The organism is Candidatus Methylomirabilota bacterium (assembly GCA_035315345.1).
In the GTDB taxonomy this organism is placed as follows: domain Bacteria; phylum Methylomirabilota; class Methylomirabilia; order Rokubacteriales; family CSP1-6; genus CAMLFJ01.
The window spans coordinates 42,725-60,001 of the sequence record DATFYA010000215.1; the positions used below are offsets into that span (position 1 = coordinate 42,725).

The following is a 17,277-nucleotide window of genomic DNA, read 5'->3' on the forward strand; positions in this document are numbered from 1 at the left end:
GGCGGCGGCATGGTGGCCACCGCGGACTCGGTCATCGTCGGCGCCGGCATCATGGGCGCCAGCACCGCCTACCACCTGGCGCGTCGCGGCTACGGCCGGATCGTCGTGCTGGAGCGCGGCGCGGTCTGCTCCGGCTCGACCGCGCTGGCCTCCGGCGGCATCCGTCACCAGTACGCCAACCGCATCGGGATCGAGCTGACCCGGCAGAGCATCCGGGTCTACAGCGCGGCCTTACAGCGCGCCCTGGGCGTCGACACGCGGGTGCTGGCGCCGGACGACGTGCGCGCCCTCTGCCCGTATCTCTGGACCGGCGACCTGGCCTCCGCGACCTACTCGCCCCGCGACGGTTTCGCCGATCCGTACCTGGTCACCACCGCGATCGCCGCGCGCGCTCGCGATCTCGGGGTGGTGATCGAGCCGGATCGCGAGGTGACCGGGTTCACGCGCGGGCGCCGCGGCGCCACCGTGATCGCCGGCTTCAGCGGTCACGGCTTCATGCACGGCCCCATCGCCGGGCAGCTGATGGCCGAGCTGGTGGCGGATCGACGAGCCCACACCGTGGACATCGCCCCCCTCGATCTCGACCGCTTTCGCCGTGGGGAGACCCCGGTCGAGGTGATGACGTTCGTCTAGACCCGGAGAAGACCCTCCATGTGCACCGTCTCGAGTGTTCGGTGACCCGCGGCCGATGACCCTGCGCCTGGCCGCGGCCTGCCTGCTGGGATGGGCGGCCACCACCAACTACACCAATCACGCCGCGATCATCCCGCTGCTCATGACCGAGCTCGGCTTCGGGCCGGTGCAGGCCGGCGTGCTGTCCATGGTCTTCTTCGTGACCCTCGGGGTCTCGTGCGTTCCCGCCGGCCTGCTGAGCGATCGCTTCGGTCCCACCGGAGTGGGCACCGCGGGCATCGTGGCGGTGTTCGCGAGCAATCTCGCGCTCGGATACGCGCGGCACTTCCCCGATCTGCTCGCGATCAAGGTGGTGGGCGGCCTCGGCTGCGGTCTCGCGTTCGTGGCGGGCATGCGCTACGCGGCCCTGGTGGTGCCGCCCGCGCGCGTCCACCGCGCCCTCGGCATCTACGGCGGCCTGGTGCAGCTCGGCGGGGGCACGGCGCTCTACCTGATCCCGCTGCTCACGAGCCTCGTGGGCTGGCGCCGCGCGTTCATCGTGTCGTCGGGGCTGATCGCGCTGTCCACCCTCGCCTGGCTCGCGCTCGCCCCGCGCGTGCGCCCCGCGCAGGCGGCCGCCCCGCTCGCCGAGGCCGCGCGCAGCCGGACGGTGTGGACGCTCGGCCTCGTCCACACCGCCACCTTCGGGCTCGCGGTGCTGGTCGGGATCTGGATCACCACGTTCCTGGTCCACGACTTCGGCCTGTCGCTGGTCAGCGCGGGCGCGGCCGGCTCGGCCATCCTCGCCCTGGGCGTGATCTCGCGCCCGCTCGGCGGATGGCTGATCGACCGGGGCGTGGTGAGCGCGCGCCTCGTCATGAGGCTGACCGTGCTCGGCGGCGCGATCGGTCTGGCCGTGCTCGCCTGGCCGGGCCGGCCGCTGACGGTGGCCGCCCTCGCCATCTGTGCTCTGGGCGTCGCCTTCAATGCGCCCTACGCCGCGGTGATGAACACCACCGGGGCGGTGCTGCCGCGGGCGCCCGGCGCCGCGGTCGGCCTGGTCAGCGGTCTCGGGGTGATCGCCATCGCGGTCGGCGCCCCGGTGGTGGGCGCGCTCTTCGGCTCGACCGGCAGCTTCACGGCGCCGTTCGCCGCGCTGGCCGCGTTCTCGCTGGTGGTGTTCTGGGCGCTCTTCTCGCTCTGACCGCGGCGGCGGGCATCCGAGCGCGGACGCGCGCGGGCGCGGGGCGCGCTCAGCCCTTGACCCCGCCCGAGCCCCAGCCCTGCACGAGGTAGCGCTGCACCGCCGCGAAGAAGCACACGGTGGGCACCGTGATCATCACCCCGGCGGCCATGATCATCCCCCAGTCCACGATGGTGGCGTTGAAGAGGTCGTTGACGCCCACCGGGAGCGTCTTCAGCTCCTCGGAGGTGATCAGCACCAGCGCGAAGAGAAAATCGTTCCACGCCAGGATGAACGTGAAGATCGCGGCCGCGATGAGCCCGGGCAGGGCGAGCGGCAGCACCACGTACCACACGGTGCGCCCGCGGCCGGCCCCGTCGACCAGGGCCGCCTCCTCCAGGTCGAGCGGGATCGACTGGAAGAAGGCGCGGAGCACCCAGAGGCAGAAGGGCAGGCAGAAGGTGGTGTAGGAGAGCACCAGGGCCAGGTGGGTGTTCACGATCCCGAGCTGCTTCACCAGGATGTAGAACGGGATGATGATCATGATCGGCGCGAACATGTAGGTCAACAGAATCAGCCCGGCCACCGTGTCGCGCCCGCGGAAGCGATAGCGGGTGAGCGCGTAGGCGCCGAGCGAGGACACCGCGAGGGTCAGGAGGACGGTGGCTCCGGCCACCGCCACGCTGTTGCGGAAGAACACGAGGAAGCTGGTGTCCGCGAAGAGGCGCCGGAAGTTCTCCAGGGTGGGATGCAGCGGCACGAAGCGCGGCGTCGCGAAGATCTCGCCGGAGGGCTTGAGCGCGGTCGAGAGCATCCAGAAGAGCGGGAAGGCCGCGGCCAGCAGCAGCACCAGGCCCGCCCCGTACAGCGCCCCCGTGCGTCTCACGAGAAGACCTCCTCGCTGCGGAACATGCGGAAGTACACCGCGGTGGCCACCAGCAGCATCGCGAACATGATCACGGCCAGCGCCGCCCCCATGCCGGCCTGCAGGTAGGTGAAGCTGCGCGCGTAGGCGTACACCGGCAGGGTGCGGATGTAACGGCTCACCCCGCCGTCGCCGGCGAGGAGCCACACCGTGTCGAACTTGGTGAACATCCAGATGCTGCGCAGGAGCACGATGACGAAGAGCACGCTCGCGGTCTGGGGCAGGGTCACGTGGAGAAATCGCCGCCACGCGGAGGCCCCGTCCACCGTCGCGGCCTCGTACAGCTCGGGGGCGATCGTCTGGAGCCGCGCCAGGTAGGTCACCACCACGAACGGGAAGAACTGCCACACGCTGGTGACGATCAACGCGGTCATGATGTAGTCGGGCCCGAGCCACGCCACCGGAGCCCGCACCGCGCCCGCGCTGACCAGGAGATAGTTGACGAGGCCGTAGGAATCGTTGAGCAGCCACTTCCAGAGGATCACCGCCACGATGGTGGGGATCATGTACGGGAACAGGACGACGCCCCGCAGGAGGTTGCGGCCGCGAAAGGCCTCGTTCAAGAGGAGCGCGGCCGGCACGCCGACGCCCAGCTGCAAGACCATGGTCGCGCCCGCGTAGACGCTGCCGTAGTAGAAGCTGGTCCAGAACTCGGGGTCGTGGGCGAAGTAGCGATAGTGCTGGAGGCCGACGAAGGTCTGCACCGGCATGAAGGCGTGCTTGTCGAACAGGCTCAGCCAGATGTTGTAGAGGACGGGGAAGACCACCAGCCCGCCCAGCAGCAGCACCGACGGGGCGAGGAGGAGCCAGCCGACGACGGCGCTCTGCCTCACTCGCCCCGCCCGGGACCCGCGGTTACGACCAGCGCTTGTGACCGAGCTGGGTGAGCAGCTCCTCGGCGCGCTTCTGGGCGCGGTCGGCCTCCGCCTTCGGATTCTTGCCGCCCACCATGACCTCCACCACCATGTCGGCCACGATGCTCGAGCCGTCCAGCTCGGCCAGGAAGGGCAGGAGGTTGTCCTCGGGCCGCGTGAAGCCGAGCGGCAGGAACCGGTTGCCCTTGAGTCCGGTGAGCACCACCTCGTGCCACGCCTTCCACTTCTTGATCCGCTCGTTGGCCAGATAGGCCGGGTCGTTCAGCATCGAGCTGAAGATCGGAGTGAGGTGGATCGGCACCGAGTGGCAGTACTGCATGTAGTAGTCCTTCTTGTAGAAGAGGCGCAGGAACTCGAGCGCTTCGTTGGGGTACTTGGACTGGCTGAACACCGCCCAGTTCTCCCCGTCCAGCGCCGACATGCCGATCTTGCCGGACGGCCCGTGCGGCCGCAGCAAGGGCATGAAGTGCTCGGGGTCGCGCATGTTCTCGGGGGCGTACTTCTCGATGTAGCCGATGGCCCGCGCGCCCGAGAGATAGCTCATCGCGATCTTGCCGGTGGCGAGCGCGGCCTGGGTGTCGAGATACTTCTGTCCCGACCAGCCCTGGGACTGGAACTTGTTCAGCTTCTGGAGGTAGTCGAGGATCTCGAGCATCGACTTGCTGTTGAGCTGCGGGCGCCAGGTCTTGGCGTCCACCCACGAGCCGCCGTTGCCGGCCAGCCACTCCGCCGGGTGCACGAAGCCCATGTACAGCTTCTCCCCCGGCATCTGGAAGGCGTAGCGCCCGTCCTCGGTCAGGGCCGCGCACAGGCTCAGCATGTCGGCGTACGTCTCGGGCGCCTTGATGCCCTTCTTCACCCGGAGATCGCGCCGCTCGCAGAAGTAGGTCGCGCCCATCGCGTGGGTGATGCCGTAGTACTTGCCGTCGAAGAACTGCAGCTTGCGGGTGGCCTCGTGGATGTCGCTCTCGCCCACCGACCGGATCAGCTCGTCCATGGGCCGCAGCAGGTTCTTGGTGTAGAGCGACGCGGTCATGAACGGGTTGAGATGCGTGAGATCGGGCGGGCTGCCCGCCGCGAGGGCCGCGAGCAGCTTGGTGTTGAGATCGCCCCAGCCCAGCGCCTGCTGCTTGACCTTGAAGCCGGGGAACTTCTTCTCGAACTCGGCGATCGAGGTGTCCTGGATGACCTTGACCGTCTGCGGCTCGACCTCGGTGTGCCAGACCTGCAGCTCGCGCACCTGCTGGCCGATCACCGCGGGCGCCCGGCCGAAGGTGGCCACGCCGGCGGCCACGCCGGCGCCGGCCAGGAAGCGACGACGGGAGACGCGAGACGACGGTGCGGGCGTGTGGTGGGGCATGAGCGCCACTCCTTCCGTGATGCCTTCGTTCGGTAGTGCTTCGTTGGCCGTCCGAAAGTGGTCGGTTCTCGCCGCGACGCTGCCGAGTCTACTCGGCCCGGGTGGGGTGTCAAGGCGGCCGGTCCGGCCGGCAGGGAGAAGGCAGCGGCGCGCGCGGGCTACGAGGCGAGCGACGAGGAGCGGTCGCGGTCGCTGCTGCGACCGCCCCTCGCCGTCACCCCGCCGCTCAGCCCCGTGCTTCGAAGACGAGGTTGAACGGCGTCTCGGCGGCGCGCCGGAACCGCGTGAAGCCGGCCTCGGTGGCGACGTTCCGGAGGCGGGTCTCCCCGGCCTGGGCGCCGAGCGCGGCCCCGACGGGCTGGGACAGGGAGTTCGGCGTGCAGAGCATCGTGGAGGCCGCGTAGTACATGCGGCCGACCGGGTTGAGATTGTCCTCCAGCCGGTCGTGCGCGAACGGCTCGACGAGGAGCCAGGTGCCGCCGGGCGCGAGCGACCGGCGGACGTGGCGCGCGATCCCGACCGGATCGCCCATGTCGTGCAGCGAGTCGAAGAACGCCACCAGGTCGTAGCCGGCGGCCGCATAGTCGGTGGCGCCCGCCACCTCGAAGGTCACGCGGTTGTCGACGCCGGCGCGCCGCGCGGCCTCGCGCGCCCGATCGATCGACGCGCGGTGGTAGTCGAAGCCGACGAAGCGCGACCGCGGGTAGGCCCGCGCCATCAGGATGGTGGAGGCGCCGTGCCCGCAGCCGACGTCGGCGACCAGCCCGCCGTACTCGAGCTTCAGCCCGACGCCCTCGAGGGCGGGGATCCAGCGCGAGACGAGATTGGCGGTGTAGCCGGGACGGAAGAACCGCTCGGTGCCCTCGAAGAGCGCGGGGTCGTGCTCGTGCCAGCCCAGGCCCTCGCCGGTCTGGAACAGCTCGGTGATCCGCGCGCCCGACTTCACCGCGGCCTGGGCCAGCAGGAACGCCCCGGGGAGATCGGCGTCGAGGAGGGCCATCGCCTGCTCGTCCGAGAGCGAGAACTCCTGGGTGGCCCGCTCGTAGCTGACGTAGCCGCCGGCGGCCATCGCGGCGAGCCACTCCCGCACGTACCGCTCGTGCGTGCTCGTGTGCTTGGCCAGGTCCGCCGAGGTGACCGGCCCGATGTCGTGCAGCGCGCGGAAGAGGCCGAGCTGGTCGCCGGTGACCACCAGCGCGGCGTGGAAGTTCGCGCCGATGTCGACCACTGCGCGGCCGAGGAGCGCGTCGAGCTTCGCCTGATCGATCGCCATGGGCACCTCCGAGGCTGGAGAGGATGCTGAGCCGGGCCGCCGCTCGTCCCACCGAGCGGCGCGGCTACCATTCCACAGAGCATCCGCGATGCCAGCGCGGCCGCTTCCACCAGGACGCGCGTTTGCGCCGGACGGTGGCGGGCCGGCGCACGGCATCATGCCCGGCTCGGGCGGGCGCGAGTCCGATCCGACCCGAGGCGCGAGGGACGGCGCGGGTTGTCTCTGTAGGCACAGCCGCACCTCGTCGCTCTTGACACGCCAGGGGTTTGGCCGGATCGTCGGGCGCACTGCATGTCGACCCCGGGTCACCGTCGACGCCGCGGCTTCCTTCCCCACCGCATCGTGTGGTCGCGGCCTCGCCTGTTCGCCTCGCTCGCGCTGGGGCTGGCGTGCCTCATCGTCTTCGCGGCGGCGACGGACTGGCGGCCGGCCACCCGGCTGCTCGTGGGCTGGGACCTCACGGTGACGCTCTACCTGATCCTCGTGCTCGAGATGATGCTCCGCTCGCGCGTGCGCGATATTCGCCAGCGGGCCTCCCGCGAGGACGCGGGGCAAGGCGTCATCCTCGTGCTGACGGTGGCGGCCGGGCTGGCGAGCCTGGGCGCGATCCTGGCCCAGCTGACCGGGACCGGAGGCGAGCGGAAGCCCGCGCAGGTGGGCCTCGTCGTCGTGACGATCTTGCTGTCGTGGGCGTTCGTCCACACCATGTTCGCCCTGCACTACGCCCACGAGTTCTACGGCGAGGACGAGGGGTCGGCGGGAGGGCTGGCGTTCCCGGGCGGCGACGACACGCCCGACTACTGGGACTTCGTCTACTTCGCGTTCGTGGTCGGGATGACCTCGCAGGTGTCCGACGTGGCGATCACGAGCCGGGAGATCCGCCGGACGGTCACCGCCCACGGCATCGTCTCGTTCGTGTTCAACGTCGCGCTGCTCGCCCTGACGATCAACATCGCCTCGGGCATGCTGACGACCGGATAACCGCGACCCCGGGGCGGCTAGTCCCGGACCGGGGCGGCCACCGTCTCGGTCCGGCTCCGCGGCACCCCGATGGCTTCGCCGGCGGCCAGGAGCGCCTCCCAGGTCGCGCTGTCCAGCGGAATGCCGGTCTGCCCTCGCAGGTCGCGCGAGCGGCGCTCCGGGTCGCCCGGCACCAGCACCGGGCTCGCGGGATCGGCGGGCGGCGAGCCCTTCACGTAGGTCACGAAGCCGTCGATCTCCCGCCCCATCCAGTCGACCCCGGCCAGGCGCGCCGGGTCGACCAGGATGCTGAACATGTTGTTGACGATCCCGCCGCGGCGGGCGTTGTCGGGCTGGATGGTGCCGCCGCCCGACATGGCGCCGGCCAGCAGCTCGGTGAGCACGGCCAGCGCGTAGCCCTTGTGGGCGCCGAAGGGCAGCAGCGATCCGTGCGGCTCCTGGTACATGACCTCGGGGTCCGTAGTGGGCGCGCCCTTCGAGTCGATGAGATTGCCCTCGGGCACCCGCTTGCCCGCCAGCTTCGCCACCAGCACCTTGCCGAGCGCGACGCCGCTCGTGGCCATGTCGAGCAGCAGCGGCGGCTGCGTGGCGGTGCCGGGCATGCCGATGCACACCGGATTGGTGGAGAAGCGCGAATCGCTCCCGCGGTACGGGGCCACCAGCCCGCGATGGTCGGTCACGTTCACGAAGTGCATGGACACGAGGCCGGCCGCGCTCGCCATCTCGCCGTAGGCGCCCACGCGCCCGATGTGGTGCGCGTTGGCCAGCGTCATCACCGCCACGCCCGTCTCGCGGGCGCGCGCCATGGCCGCAGCCATCGCCTCGCCGGCCACCCGACGCCCGAATCCCCGCTGACCGTCGAACATCAGGAACGCGCCGTCGTCCTTGATGACCTTGGCGGCGGCATTGGGCACGACCAGGCCGGCCTGCAGGTGACGCACGTAGTGCGGGACCAGGCTCACGCCGTGGCTGTCGTGGCCGGCCAGGTTGGCGTCCACCAGGTGTCCGGCCACCAGATCGGCCTCGGCGGGCTCGCTCCCGCCGCGGCCGATGATCTCGGCGGTGATCCGACGAAGCCGGTCGTGGGCGACGCGCATACCCCGCGAGCCTACGCGCCCGCCCCACCAGAATCAAGCGGGGTCAGGTCTTGCATTACGACATTTGTCGTAATGCAAGACCTGACCCCGGACTTAGCGGCGGTCCATGTCGCGGACGTAGATCGTGTCGGCGATCACGGTGTTCGCGGTGATCTCGTCGGCGTAGATGATGGACGCCGAGACTTCGGGGGCCTGGATCTTGCCCTCGCTGTCCTTCACCTTCACGCCCTCGGTCTGGTGTACGGCGCCACGGACCTCGTCCGCCTCGATCTTGTTGGCGTAGATCGTATTGGCACGCACGGTCCCGGCCTTGATCTCGTCGGCTTGAAGCGTCTGGGTCGCGGGAACGGGCACGGTCGGCGTGACCACGACGGTGGTCGTCGCCGGGGCTCCCACCTTGACGTGATCCGCGAGTGCGGCCGCCATCGGAAGGGTGAACGCGACCGATCCCAGCACGACCGCGATGAAGGTCTTGGGGCTCGACATGGCTCGAATCCTCCTTCGGCGATGATTTCGCCTGCCGTGAGGATGGAGCACTGGACGTGCCAGACTCTGCATCGAGGCGCAAAGTCGCCGCTTGCCCGTATCAGCGGGTCTGCGACCGCGGCGGGCGTGGCGTTCTTCCCCGGTAAGGCCTTCCTGCGCGAAATCGCCGACGAACGCCCCGCCGCTACGGCCGGCGCGCCCGCAGCCGCGCGGTCTCCTCGGTCAGGATCGCGCCGGTGCCCTCGTCGACGGCGACGCCGTACTCGCGCCGCGCGTACGCGGCGGTGATCTTCTCCTCCATCACGTCGCGCCGCACGCGCTCCGGGTCGCGCTCGAAGGGATCGCCCCAGCCGCCCGCGCCGGCCAGCTCGTGACGGAACACGTCGCCGCGCCGCACGGTCAGCGTGCACTTGGCGGGCAGGTCGCGCGGCTCGGCGCCCGGGTTCAGGACGTTGCGCGACGGCGTGCCCGGGCGCCCACCCGCGAGGCCGTAGGGCACGTGCGCCCGCCGGTCGGTGCGCAGCTGCAGCGTGCCCTCCGCCTCGAGGAAGCGATACTGCCGCTCGAGGGCCAGCCCGCCGCGGAACTTGCCGGGGCCGCCGGTGTCGGGCAGGTAGCCGTAGCGCTCGATCATCAGCGGATACTCGGACTCGATGATCTCCACCGGGTTGTTGGAGAAGTTCACCACCGAGCTGCTGCACGCGTCGACGCCGTCCTTCGTCGGCCGGCCGCCCCACGAGCCGAAGAGGAACTCGAGGAAGACGAAGGGTCGGCGCTCGACGTCGTAGCCGCCGAAGCTGATGCCGGTGTCGCCGCCCATCTCGCACGCGAACACCCGGTCGGGCGCGATCTGGGCCAACGCCCCGAAGACCGTATTGGCCATGCGAAAGCCGGTGAGCCCGCGGGCGGCCACCGCGGCCGGCATCACCGGGTTCACCACCGTGCCCGCAGGCGCGATCACCTCGATCGGACGGAAGTAGCCCTCGTTGTTGGGCGGGGTGCCGCCGACGAGGTGCCGCACGCACGCGTACACCGCTGACTTCGTGAAGGGCAGCGGCGAGTTGATCGCGCCCTTGACCTGGGGCGCCGAGCCGGTGAAGTCGGCGATGAGCCGGTCGCCCGTCACGGTGACCGTCACCGTGATCGGGATCGGGTCGGGATCGATGCCGTCGTCGTCCATCCAGTCCGTGAACGTGTAGCGGCCGTCCGGCATCGCGGTGATCGCGTGGCGGGCCAGCCGCTCGGCCTGGTCGAGCAGCGCGGTGGTGCAGGCCGCGAAGCGATCGGGCCCGTACTGCTCGGCCAGCTTGAGATAGCCGCGCTCGCCGGTGAGGCAGGCGGCCACCTGGGAGCGCACGTCGCCCAGCACCTGCCGCGGCACGCGCACGTTGCGGTCGATCAGCTCGAACACCGCGTCCACCGGCTTGCCCGCCGCGTAGAGGCGCAGCGGCGGGATGCGGAGGCCCTCCTGGAAGATCTCGGTGGCGTCGCAGCCGTTGCCGCCCGCGGTCTTGCCGCCCACGTCGAGCTGGTGCCCGATGCTGGCCGACCAGCCGACCAGGCGGCCCCCGGCCAGGATGGGCTTGAAGATGTAGAAGTCGGGCAGGTGGGTGCCGCCCTCGTAGGGGTCGTTCAGGATGAACACGTCGCCGGGGGCGAGGCCCGCGCCGAACTTGCGGCGCACCTGGGCCATCGCGTCGGGAATGGAGCCCAGGTGGAGGGGCAGGGTCAGGCCCTGGGCGATGAGATGCCCCTCGGCGTCGCAGAGGGCGCAGGACATGTCCATCGCGTTCTTGAGGTTGTTGGAGTACGCGGTGCGCACGAGCGCGATGGCCATCTCGTCCACGATCGCGTCCAGGCCGTTCTTGACCAGCTCGAGGAGGATCGGGTCGCTCAGATCGCGCGTGGTCATGCCGGGCCTCCGGTCGCGATGACGATGTTGCCGTGGGGATCGAGGCGCGCGGTGCAGCCCGGCGGCACCAGCGTGGTGGCGTCGTACTCGTCGACCAGCAGCGGGCCCGGACGCGGGGCCGCGTCGAGCGCGGCGCGCGCGACCACGGGCGTGGCGATCGTGCCGTGGGCCGGGCCGAAGTAGGCCGCGCGGTCGCCCGGGCGCCCGGCGCGGCCCTCCCCGAGCCGGATCGGGGGGCGGTCGGCCGGCCGCAGCACCCGGGCGGTGAGCCGCAGGTTGACGATCTGGACGGGATCGCCCTCGGCCTGGTGGCCGTAGGTGCGCTCGTGCTCGCGCCCGAAGTCGACGGCCAGCGTGCGCAGCGCCTCGTCGGTCCACGCGGGCGGCAGCGGCACGGTCAGCTCGAAGGACTGGCCCTGGTACTTGAGGTCGATCGAGCGGCTGATCTCGACCGCGGCCCGGCTGCCTTCCGCGCGCAGCAGGGCCTCGGCCTCCTGCTCCATCTCCGCGACCGCCGCGCCGATCTCCGACGGCTTGGTGCCGAACAGCGGGCGGAGGAACGTGCGCACCAGGTGATGCTCGACCTCGGCCTCGAGCAGCCCCAGCGCGCTGAAGACGCCGGGGGCCGGCGGCACCAGGATCGTGCCGATCTCCAGCGAGCGCGCCATCTCGGCCGCGAACAGCGGGCCGTTGCCGCCGAAGGCCACCAGGGTGAACTCGCGCGGATCGCGCCCGCGCTCGATGGTGACCGCGCGCACCGCGCGGGCCATGCCCGCGCAGCCGAGCAGGTAGACCCCGTGCGCCGCGTCCGCCGCGTCGATGCCGAGGCGCGCGGCGACCTGCTCGGCGAGCGCGCGCCGCGCCTTGCCCGCGTCCAGCCGGAGGCCGCTCGGCAGCCGCTCGGGGTGGAGGTAGCCGAGCGTGACGTTGGCGTCGGTCAGCGTGACCTCGGTCCCGCCCTGGTCGTAGCAGACCGGGCCCGGCAGCGCCCCCGCGCTGCGCGGGCCCACGTGCAGCGCGCCCGCGCCGTCGACGGACACGATGCTGCCGCCGCCGGCGCCCACCTCGGCGATGTCGATCGCGGGCACCCGCAGGAGAAAGCCGCCGCCCTTGTTGAGCCGGCTGCCCTGCGACATGGTCCCGCCGATCTCGAACTCGCCGGTGCGCTTGATCTCGTAGCCCTCGATGATCGAGGCCTTCGCGGTGGTCCCGCCCATGTCGATGCTGAGCGCGTTGGGGGCGCCGATGGCGCGGGCCAGCGCGGCAGTCGCGATGACGCCGGCGGCTGGGCCCGACTCGATCACGTGCACCGGGCGCTGCCGTCCGCCCTCGGCGGTCATGACGCCGCCGTTGGACTGCATGATCAGCAGCGGGGCCCGGGCGTCGAGCGCGCGCAGCTCGCCCTCGAGCGAGGCCAGGTAGCGGCCCATCACCGGCATCACGTAGGCGTTGGTGACCGCGGTGCTGGTGCGCTCGAACTCGCGCATCTCGGGCAGGATCTCCGAGGAGAGCGTGAGCGCCACGTGCGGGGCGCGCGCCCGGATCATCGCGCCCACCGCGGCCTCGTGGGCCGGGTTGGCGTAGGCGTGCAGGAAGCACACCGCGATCGACTCCACCCCCTCGGCGAGCAGGCGGTCGATGGCGGCGGCCGCGCCGTCGTGGTCGAGCGGCGTCACCACCTCGCCGCGGTGGTTCATGCGCTCGCGGATCTCGCGCCGCCACCGGCGCGGCACCAGCGGCGACGGGCGCTCGAAGTCGAGGTCGTAGAGCCGCGAGAGCCGCAGGCGGCCGATCTCGAGCAGATCGCGGAAGCCCTCGGTGGTGAGCAGGCCCGCGCGCGCCCCGCGGCGCTCGAGGATCGCGTTGGTGGCCACCGTGGTGCCGTGGATGATCTCGCCGATGTCGGCGGCCGCGATGCCCGCCTGGTCGGCCAGCTCGCGGAGGCCCGCGATGATGGCCTGGGCGTAGTTCGTGGTGGTGGAGAGCACCTTGCACGTGCGCGCCACGCCGTCGGGCGCCACCAGGACCAGATCGGTGAAGGTGCCGCCCACGTCGACTCCCAGCCGATAGCTCATGCCGATCTCCCGAGGCCCGCCAGCCCGCGCGGAACGAAGATGACGAAGACCACGATCACGAAGCCCACCGCGATCAGGTTGTACACGACGCCGACGAAGCGCAAGCCCTCGTAGAGGCCGTAGAGGAGCAGCGCGCCCAGCACGGGCCCCCAGAGCGTGCCGAGGCCGCCGAACACCGCCATGCCGATGACCAGCGACGTCGTGGCCGCGCCGGCCACCACCGGGCTCACCAGCTGCACGTAGTAGGCGTAGAGGCCGCCGGCGAGCCCCGCGAAGCCCGAGCTGAGCGCGAAGGCCAGCAGCTTGTAGCGCGTGGTGTCGATGCCGAGGGTCTGGGCCAGCACCTCGTCCTCGCGGATGGCCCGGAAGGCCTGGCCCGCGGTGGTCCGCTCGCAGACCGCGTACATGATGCCCACGGCGACGGCCACGATCGCGGCCACCAGCAGGTACATGGCCTGGCGGTGGGAGAGCGCGCCGTCGGGCAGGCCCGGGAAGCTCCGGAAGTCGTGGATGCCGAACGGTCCGCCGGTCAGGGCCAGCCAGTTGGTGGCGACGAGCCGGATGATCTCGGCGAGCCCGAGGGTCACCAGCGCGAGATAGTGGCCGCGCAGCCGCAGCGCGGGGAAGCCGGTCAGGAGGCCGACCGCGGCGGCGATCGCGGCGCCCAGCGGCAGGCCGAGCCACGGCGAGACGTCGGCGTGCTTGGTGGCGGCGGCGGCCGCGTAGGCCCCGAGGGCGAAGAAGCCGGCGTGGCCGAACGAGATCTGCCCGGCGTAGCCGCTGAGCAGATCCCAGCTGGCCGCGAGCAGCGCCCAGATCGCGGCCTGCGTCGCGATGGTGAGCACGAAGGGGTGCGGCAGCAGCGCGGGCAGCAGGGCCAGGGCGGCGGCCGCCACGAGGGCCAGGCGCGCGCGGCCGGTCATGGCGCGCGGCGGCTCATCGCGCATCGCCCCGGCCGAAGAGGCCGCGCGGCCGGATCAGGAGCATGACGATCATCACCGCGAACGCGATGAGGCTCTGCCACTGCGACGGGATCACCATCACCGAGAGCGACTCCGCCACCGAGACCAGGAAGCTCGCGACCAGCGCCCCCGCCGGATTGCCCATGCCGCCCAGGATGGTGATGGCGAAGGCCTTGATGGTGAGCGGGAAGCCCACCGCCGGGTAGACGGTGAAGAGCGGGGCCATGAGCGCGCCGCCCACGCCGGCCAGCGACACGCCGAGGGCCAGGGTCAGCGCGAAGATGCGCGGCAGGTCGATGCCCATCGCCTGGGCCGCGTCGGGATTGAGCGACACCGCGCGCACCGCCAGCCCCTGGGGATGCCAGCGCAGGAACGCGAAGAGCGCGGTGAGCAGGGCGGCGGCCACGCCCAGCACGAGCAGCCGCTGGTGGCTCACCGCGGTGACCCCGAGATCGAGGATGCCGCTCACCTGGGGCGGCACGCGCAGGTAGTCGCCGCCCGCGATCGCGAGCAGGCTCGACTGGAGAAAGGTCGAGAGGCCGAGCGTGAGCACCAGGTAGAGCGGTCCCGGCGGCCGGCCGCCCAGCCGGCGCTTGAGCGGGGCGATCAGCAGCGGGTAGACCGCGAGGCCGAGCAGGAACGTGCCGACCGCGGCGCCCAGCACGCCCAGCGCGCCGGGCAGGTGCAGCAGCACGACCGCCGCGAAGGCCAGGTAGCCGCCGATCGCGAAGAACTCGCCGTGCGCCACGTTGATGACGTCGAGCACGCCGAAGATCAGGCTGAGGCCGACCGCGAACAGCGCGTAGAGGCCGCCCAGCACCAGGCCCTGGATCAGGAACTCGAGGAGGGACTCGAGCATCAGGCCGGCTCGCCCTCGTCTTCGCCCAGATAGAGCCGGCGGATGCGGTCGGAGCCGCGCAGCTCGGCGGGGGTGCCGTCGAAGGCGTTGCGCCCGAGATCCAGCACGAACACGCGGTGGGCCACCGCCAGGATCGCCTCGACGTTCTGCTCCACGATCAGCATGGCGAGCCCGTCCCGGTTCAGCCCCACCAGCGTGGCGTAGATGTCGTCGATGAAGCGCGGGGCCAGCGCGGCCGACGGCTCGTCGAGCAGGAGCAGGCGCGGCTTCACGATCAGGGCGCGGGCGATGGCGAGCAGCCGTTGCTCGCCCCCCGAGAGCGCGCCGGCCGGCTGGCGCCGGCGCTCCCGGAAGAGGGGGAAGCGCGCGTAGACCTCCTCGATGGCCCGCCGCTTCGCCGCCCGCGAGATCGTGTAGCCCCCGAGCACGAGGTTGTCGTGCACCGTCATCTCCGCGAAGAGGCCGCCGGCCTGGGCGAGGTAGCCGACGCCCCGGCGCATGATCTCGTCGGGCCGGCGGCCGCCGATCTCGCGGCCGTCGAGGACCACGCGGCCGGCCCACGGGCGGAGGTAGCCGAACGCGGTCTTGAGCAGGGTGGACTTGCCCGCCCCGTTGGGGCCGATGATGCCGACGATCGCGCCGTCGGGGACGTCGAGCGACGCGGACTGGAGGATCTCGAGCTTGCCGTAGCCGCCTCGCACGCCCTCAAGCGCGAGCATCGGGGCCTCCGCGCTCGGCGCGCCCGAGGAGGGCCGCGATGACGCGCGGGTCGGCGCGGATCGCGTCGGGCGGGCCCTCGGCGATCTTCTCGCCGTGGTCCATCACCACGATCTTGTCGCAGAGCCCCATCACGAACGGCATGTGGTGCTCGATGATCAGGAGCGTACGGCCGCGGGCGCGCATGTCGGCGAGGGTCTCGCCGATCTGGCGGCGGACCACCGGGTGCACGCCGGCGAGGGGCTCGTCCAGCAGCAGGAACGCGGGGTCGATCACCAGGTTCATGGCCAGCTCGAGCAGCCGCTGCTGGCCGATGGAGAGGCGGCCCGCGGGCGCGTCGGCGAGCCGCGCGAGGCCCAGGCGCTCGAGCCACTCCCGCCCGCGCGGCTCCCAGCCGCGGAGCCGCCGCCCCATCGCGGCGATCGCGAGGTTCTCGCGCACCGGCAGGTCGCGGAAGATCTTCACGGACTGGAAGGTGCGCCCGACGCCGCGGCGGGCGATCTCGTGGGTGGCGAGGCCATCGATGCGCTCGCCGTCGAGGCGGATCGCGCCCTCGTCGGGGCGCAGCAGCCCGGTCACCAGGTTGAAGATGGTGCTCTTGCCCGAGCCGTTGGGCCCGATGAGGCCGACCACCGAGCCGGGCGCGATCTCGAACGAGCAGGCGGAAACGGCGCGGAGGCCGCCGAACCGCTTGCCGAGGCCGGCGAGGGCGAGCTTCGGGGGCGCCGCTACTTCTTGTCCCACGCGTACGGCGGCGCCGGCACGAACTTGCCGCCGGAGGCCGCCGCGACCGACTCGGGATAGATCGGCACCTTCTTGCCGCCCTGGATCTGCACCACCACGGTCTGGATGGGCATGCGGTGCCCCTCGGCGAGCGGGGTGAACTTCCGGGTACCCCACGCGGTCACGAAGGTGCCGCTCTCCAGCGCGGCCTGGATCTTCTGCGGATCGAGGCTGCCCGCCTTCTGGATGGCCTCGAGCAGGACCAGGGTGGCGTCGTGGGCCTGGACCGCGAAGTTGGTGGGATCGGTCCCGGTCTTCTTCTTGTAGGCCGCCATCATCGGCTCGGACACTTCCGAGTACTTCGCGGGCCACCAGCGGTTGTTCACGATGGCGAGGTCCATCTGCTTGGCGTGCTGGTCCACGAAGGTCTGCGCGCTCACGGTGGCGCCCATGTGGGCGATGAGCGACGGCACCTTCAGCTCGAACCACTGGGTGAAGAGCACCGGCCCGCTCGAGCCGTAGATCTCGCCGATGGTGGCCTGGGCCCCCGACCGCTTGATCTTGGCCCACTGCGGGGTGAGGTCGGTAACCCCGCGGTCGACGAACTCGTCGGCGGCCACCTCCACGTCCTTGGCGTTGGCCCCGAACCACTCGCGGACGATTCGAGAGAAATCGCGACCGGCGTCGGTGTTCTCGTTGAGCAGCGCGATCCTCTTCGGCTTCACGTGCTGGGCCACCGCGGCGGCCACCGAGCGCGCGATGTCGTTGGCGGTGGGGCTCAGCTGGAAGGCGTACTGCATCTTGTTCTGGCTGATCTTGTCGCCGATCTTGAGCGACGCCGAGCAGCAGGTGACCACCGGGATGGAGGCCTTCTGGAACTCGTCCATCACCCGGATGAACACGTCGCTGGAGAGAAAGCCCATGCCCACGTTGATCTTGTCCACGGTGAGGGCGCGCGTGACCACGTTGAGCCCGACGTCGCCCTTGCCCTCGTCGTCGTAGAAGATGACGCGGACCTTCATCGGCTTGCCGCCCACCTGGAGCGTCGCCATGCGCTCGAGCGCGACGTCGGTGCCCGCCTTCATCTGCGCGCCCACGTCGGCGCTGATGCCCGAGATGGGCAGGAACGCGCCGAGCTTGACCTCGTCCTGGGCCACCGCCTCGAGCGGAACCGCGAGGAGCGCGGTGAGGCCGACCCAGATGAAGAGGAGCACGAGCGTCGCGGGCTTGCGCATGG

Annotated in this window: 16 protein-coding genes; 3 read left to right on the forward strand and 13 right to left on the reverse strand. The window is 71.3% G+C overall.

The annotated features are described in order from the left end of the window. Positions 1-9 precede the first annotated feature (9 nt). Both VKN16_27905 and VKN16_27910 read left to right on the forward strand, forming a co-directional pair. The gene (locus VKN16_27905; GenBank protein ID HME98047.1) at positions 10-633 is read left to right on the forward strand and encodes an FAD-dependent oxidoreductase; all 624 of its coding nucleotides are present in this window, start codon (positions 10-12) and stop codon (positions 631-633) included. A 55-nt stretch (positions 634-688) separates the two neighbouring features. Continuing rightward, positions 689-1,816, forward strand: a complete 1,128-nt coding sequence (locus tag VKN16_27910) for an MFS transporter (GenBank protein HME98048.1) — start codon at positions 689-691, stop codon at positions 1,814-1,816. Positions 1,817-1,865: 49 nt separating this feature from the next. On the opposite strand, the gene VKN16_27915 is transcribed toward VKN16_27910, so the two are convergent. The 4 genes from VKN16_27915 to VKN16_27930 form a co-directional block, all read right to left on the reverse strand. Beyond that, complete coding sequence (locus VKN16_27915; protein HME98049.1) at positions 1,866-2,681, reverse strand: carbohydrate ABC transporter permease; 816 nt, start codon at positions 2,679-2,681, stop codon at positions 1,866-1,868. After that, positions 2,678-3,553 carry a sugar ABC transporter permease gene (locus tag VKN16_27920; GenBank protein HME98050.1) on the reverse strand — a complete coding sequence of 292 codons (876 nt, stop codon included), beginning with the start codon at positions 3,551-3,553 and terminating at the stop codon, positions 2,678-2,680. The genes VKN16_27915 and VKN16_27920 overlap by 4 nt, the downstream gene beginning before the upstream one ends. Positions 3,554-3,575: 22 nt before the next feature. Beyond that, positions 3,576-4,955 (reverse strand): extracellular solute-binding protein, encoded by a 1,380-nt coding sequence (locus tag VKN16_27925; protein ID HME98051.1) that lies wholly within the window; start codon positions 4,953-4,955, stop codon positions 3,576-3,578. A 226-nt stretch (positions 4,956-5,181) separates the two neighbouring features. Beyond that, the gene (locus VKN16_27930) at positions 5,182-6,228 is read right to left on the reverse strand and encodes a methyltransferase domain-containing protein (GenBank protein HME98052.1); all 1,047 of its coding nucleotides are present in this window, start codon (positions 6,226-6,228) and stop codon (positions 5,182-5,184) included. A gap of 291 nt (positions 6,229-6,519) precedes the next feature. Here VKN16_27930 and VKN16_27935 point away from each other — a divergent pair, with 291 nt between their 5' ends. Continuing rightward, a complete protein-coding gene (locus VKN16_27935) occupies positions 6,520-7,209 on the forward strand; it encodes a DUF1345 domain-containing protein (GenBank protein HME98053.1) in 690 nt (229 codons plus the stop codon). Positions 7,210-7,226: 17 nt separating this feature from the next. On the opposite strand, the gene VKN16_27940 is transcribed toward VKN16_27935, so the two are convergent. The 9 genes from VKN16_27940 to VKN16_27980 form a co-directional block, all read right to left on the reverse strand. Then, the gene (locus tag VKN16_27940; GenBank protein ID HME98054.1) at positions 7,227-8,306 is read right to left on the reverse strand and encodes a malate/lactate/ureidoglycolate dehydrogenase; all 1,080 of its coding nucleotides are present in this window, start codon (positions 8,304-8,306) and stop codon (positions 7,227-7,229) included. A gap of 93 nt (positions 8,307-8,399) precedes the next feature. Continuing rightward, positions 8,400-8,792: a hypothetical protein gene (locus VKN16_27945; protein ID HME98055.1), complete on the reverse strand. Its 393-nt coding sequence runs from the start codon at positions 8,790-8,792 to the stop codon at positions 8,400-8,402. Between the two features lie 184 nt (positions 8,793-8,976). Beyond that, positions 8,977-10,704, reverse strand: coding sequence for a hydantoinase B/oxoprolinase family protein (locus tag VKN16_27950; GenBank protein ID HME98056.1), 1,728 nt, complete (start codon positions 10,702-10,704; stop codon positions 8,977-8,979). Then, positions 10,701-12,779 (reverse strand): hydantoinase/oxoprolinase family protein, encoded by a 2,079-nt coding sequence (locus tag VKN16_27955; GenBank protein HME98057.1) that lies wholly within the window; start codon positions 12,777-12,779, stop codon positions 10,701-10,703. Before VKN16_27955 ends, VKN16_27950 begins: the two co-directional genes overlap by 4 nt. Then, positions 12,776-13,702, reverse strand: a complete 927-nt coding sequence (locus tag VKN16_27960; GenBank protein HME98058.1) for a branched-chain amino acid ABC transporter permease — start codon at positions 13,700-13,702, stop codon at positions 12,776-12,778. Before VKN16_27960 ends, VKN16_27955 begins: the two co-directional genes overlap by 4 nt. A gap of 13 nt (positions 13,703-13,715) precedes the next feature. Then, entirely contained in the window at positions 13,716-14,600 is an 885-nt protein-coding gene (locus VKN16_27965) for a branched-chain amino acid ABC transporter permease (protein HME98059.1), read from the reverse strand. Then, entirely contained in the window at positions 14,600-15,319 is a 720-nt protein-coding gene (locus VKN16_27970; protein ID HME98060.1) for an ABC transporter ATP-binding protein, read from the reverse strand. Before VKN16_27970 ends, VKN16_27965 begins: the two co-directional genes overlap by 1 nt. Beyond that, positions 15,306-16,061, reverse strand: a complete 756-nt coding sequence (locus VKN16_27975) for an ABC transporter ATP-binding protein (GenBank protein ID HME98061.1) — start codon at positions 16,059-16,061, stop codon at positions 15,306-15,308. The genes VKN16_27970 and VKN16_27975 overlap by 14 nt, the downstream gene beginning before the upstream one ends. Beyond that, positions 16,046-17,275 carry an ABC transporter substrate-binding protein gene (locus VKN16_27980; GenBank protein ID HME98062.1) on the reverse strand — a complete coding sequence of 410 codons (1,230 nt, stop codon included), beginning with the start codon at positions 17,273-17,275 and terminating at the stop codon, positions 16,046-16,048. Before VKN16_27980 ends, VKN16_27975 begins: the two co-directional genes overlap by 16 nt. Between the last annotated feature and the right edge of the window lie 2 nt (positions 17,276-17,277).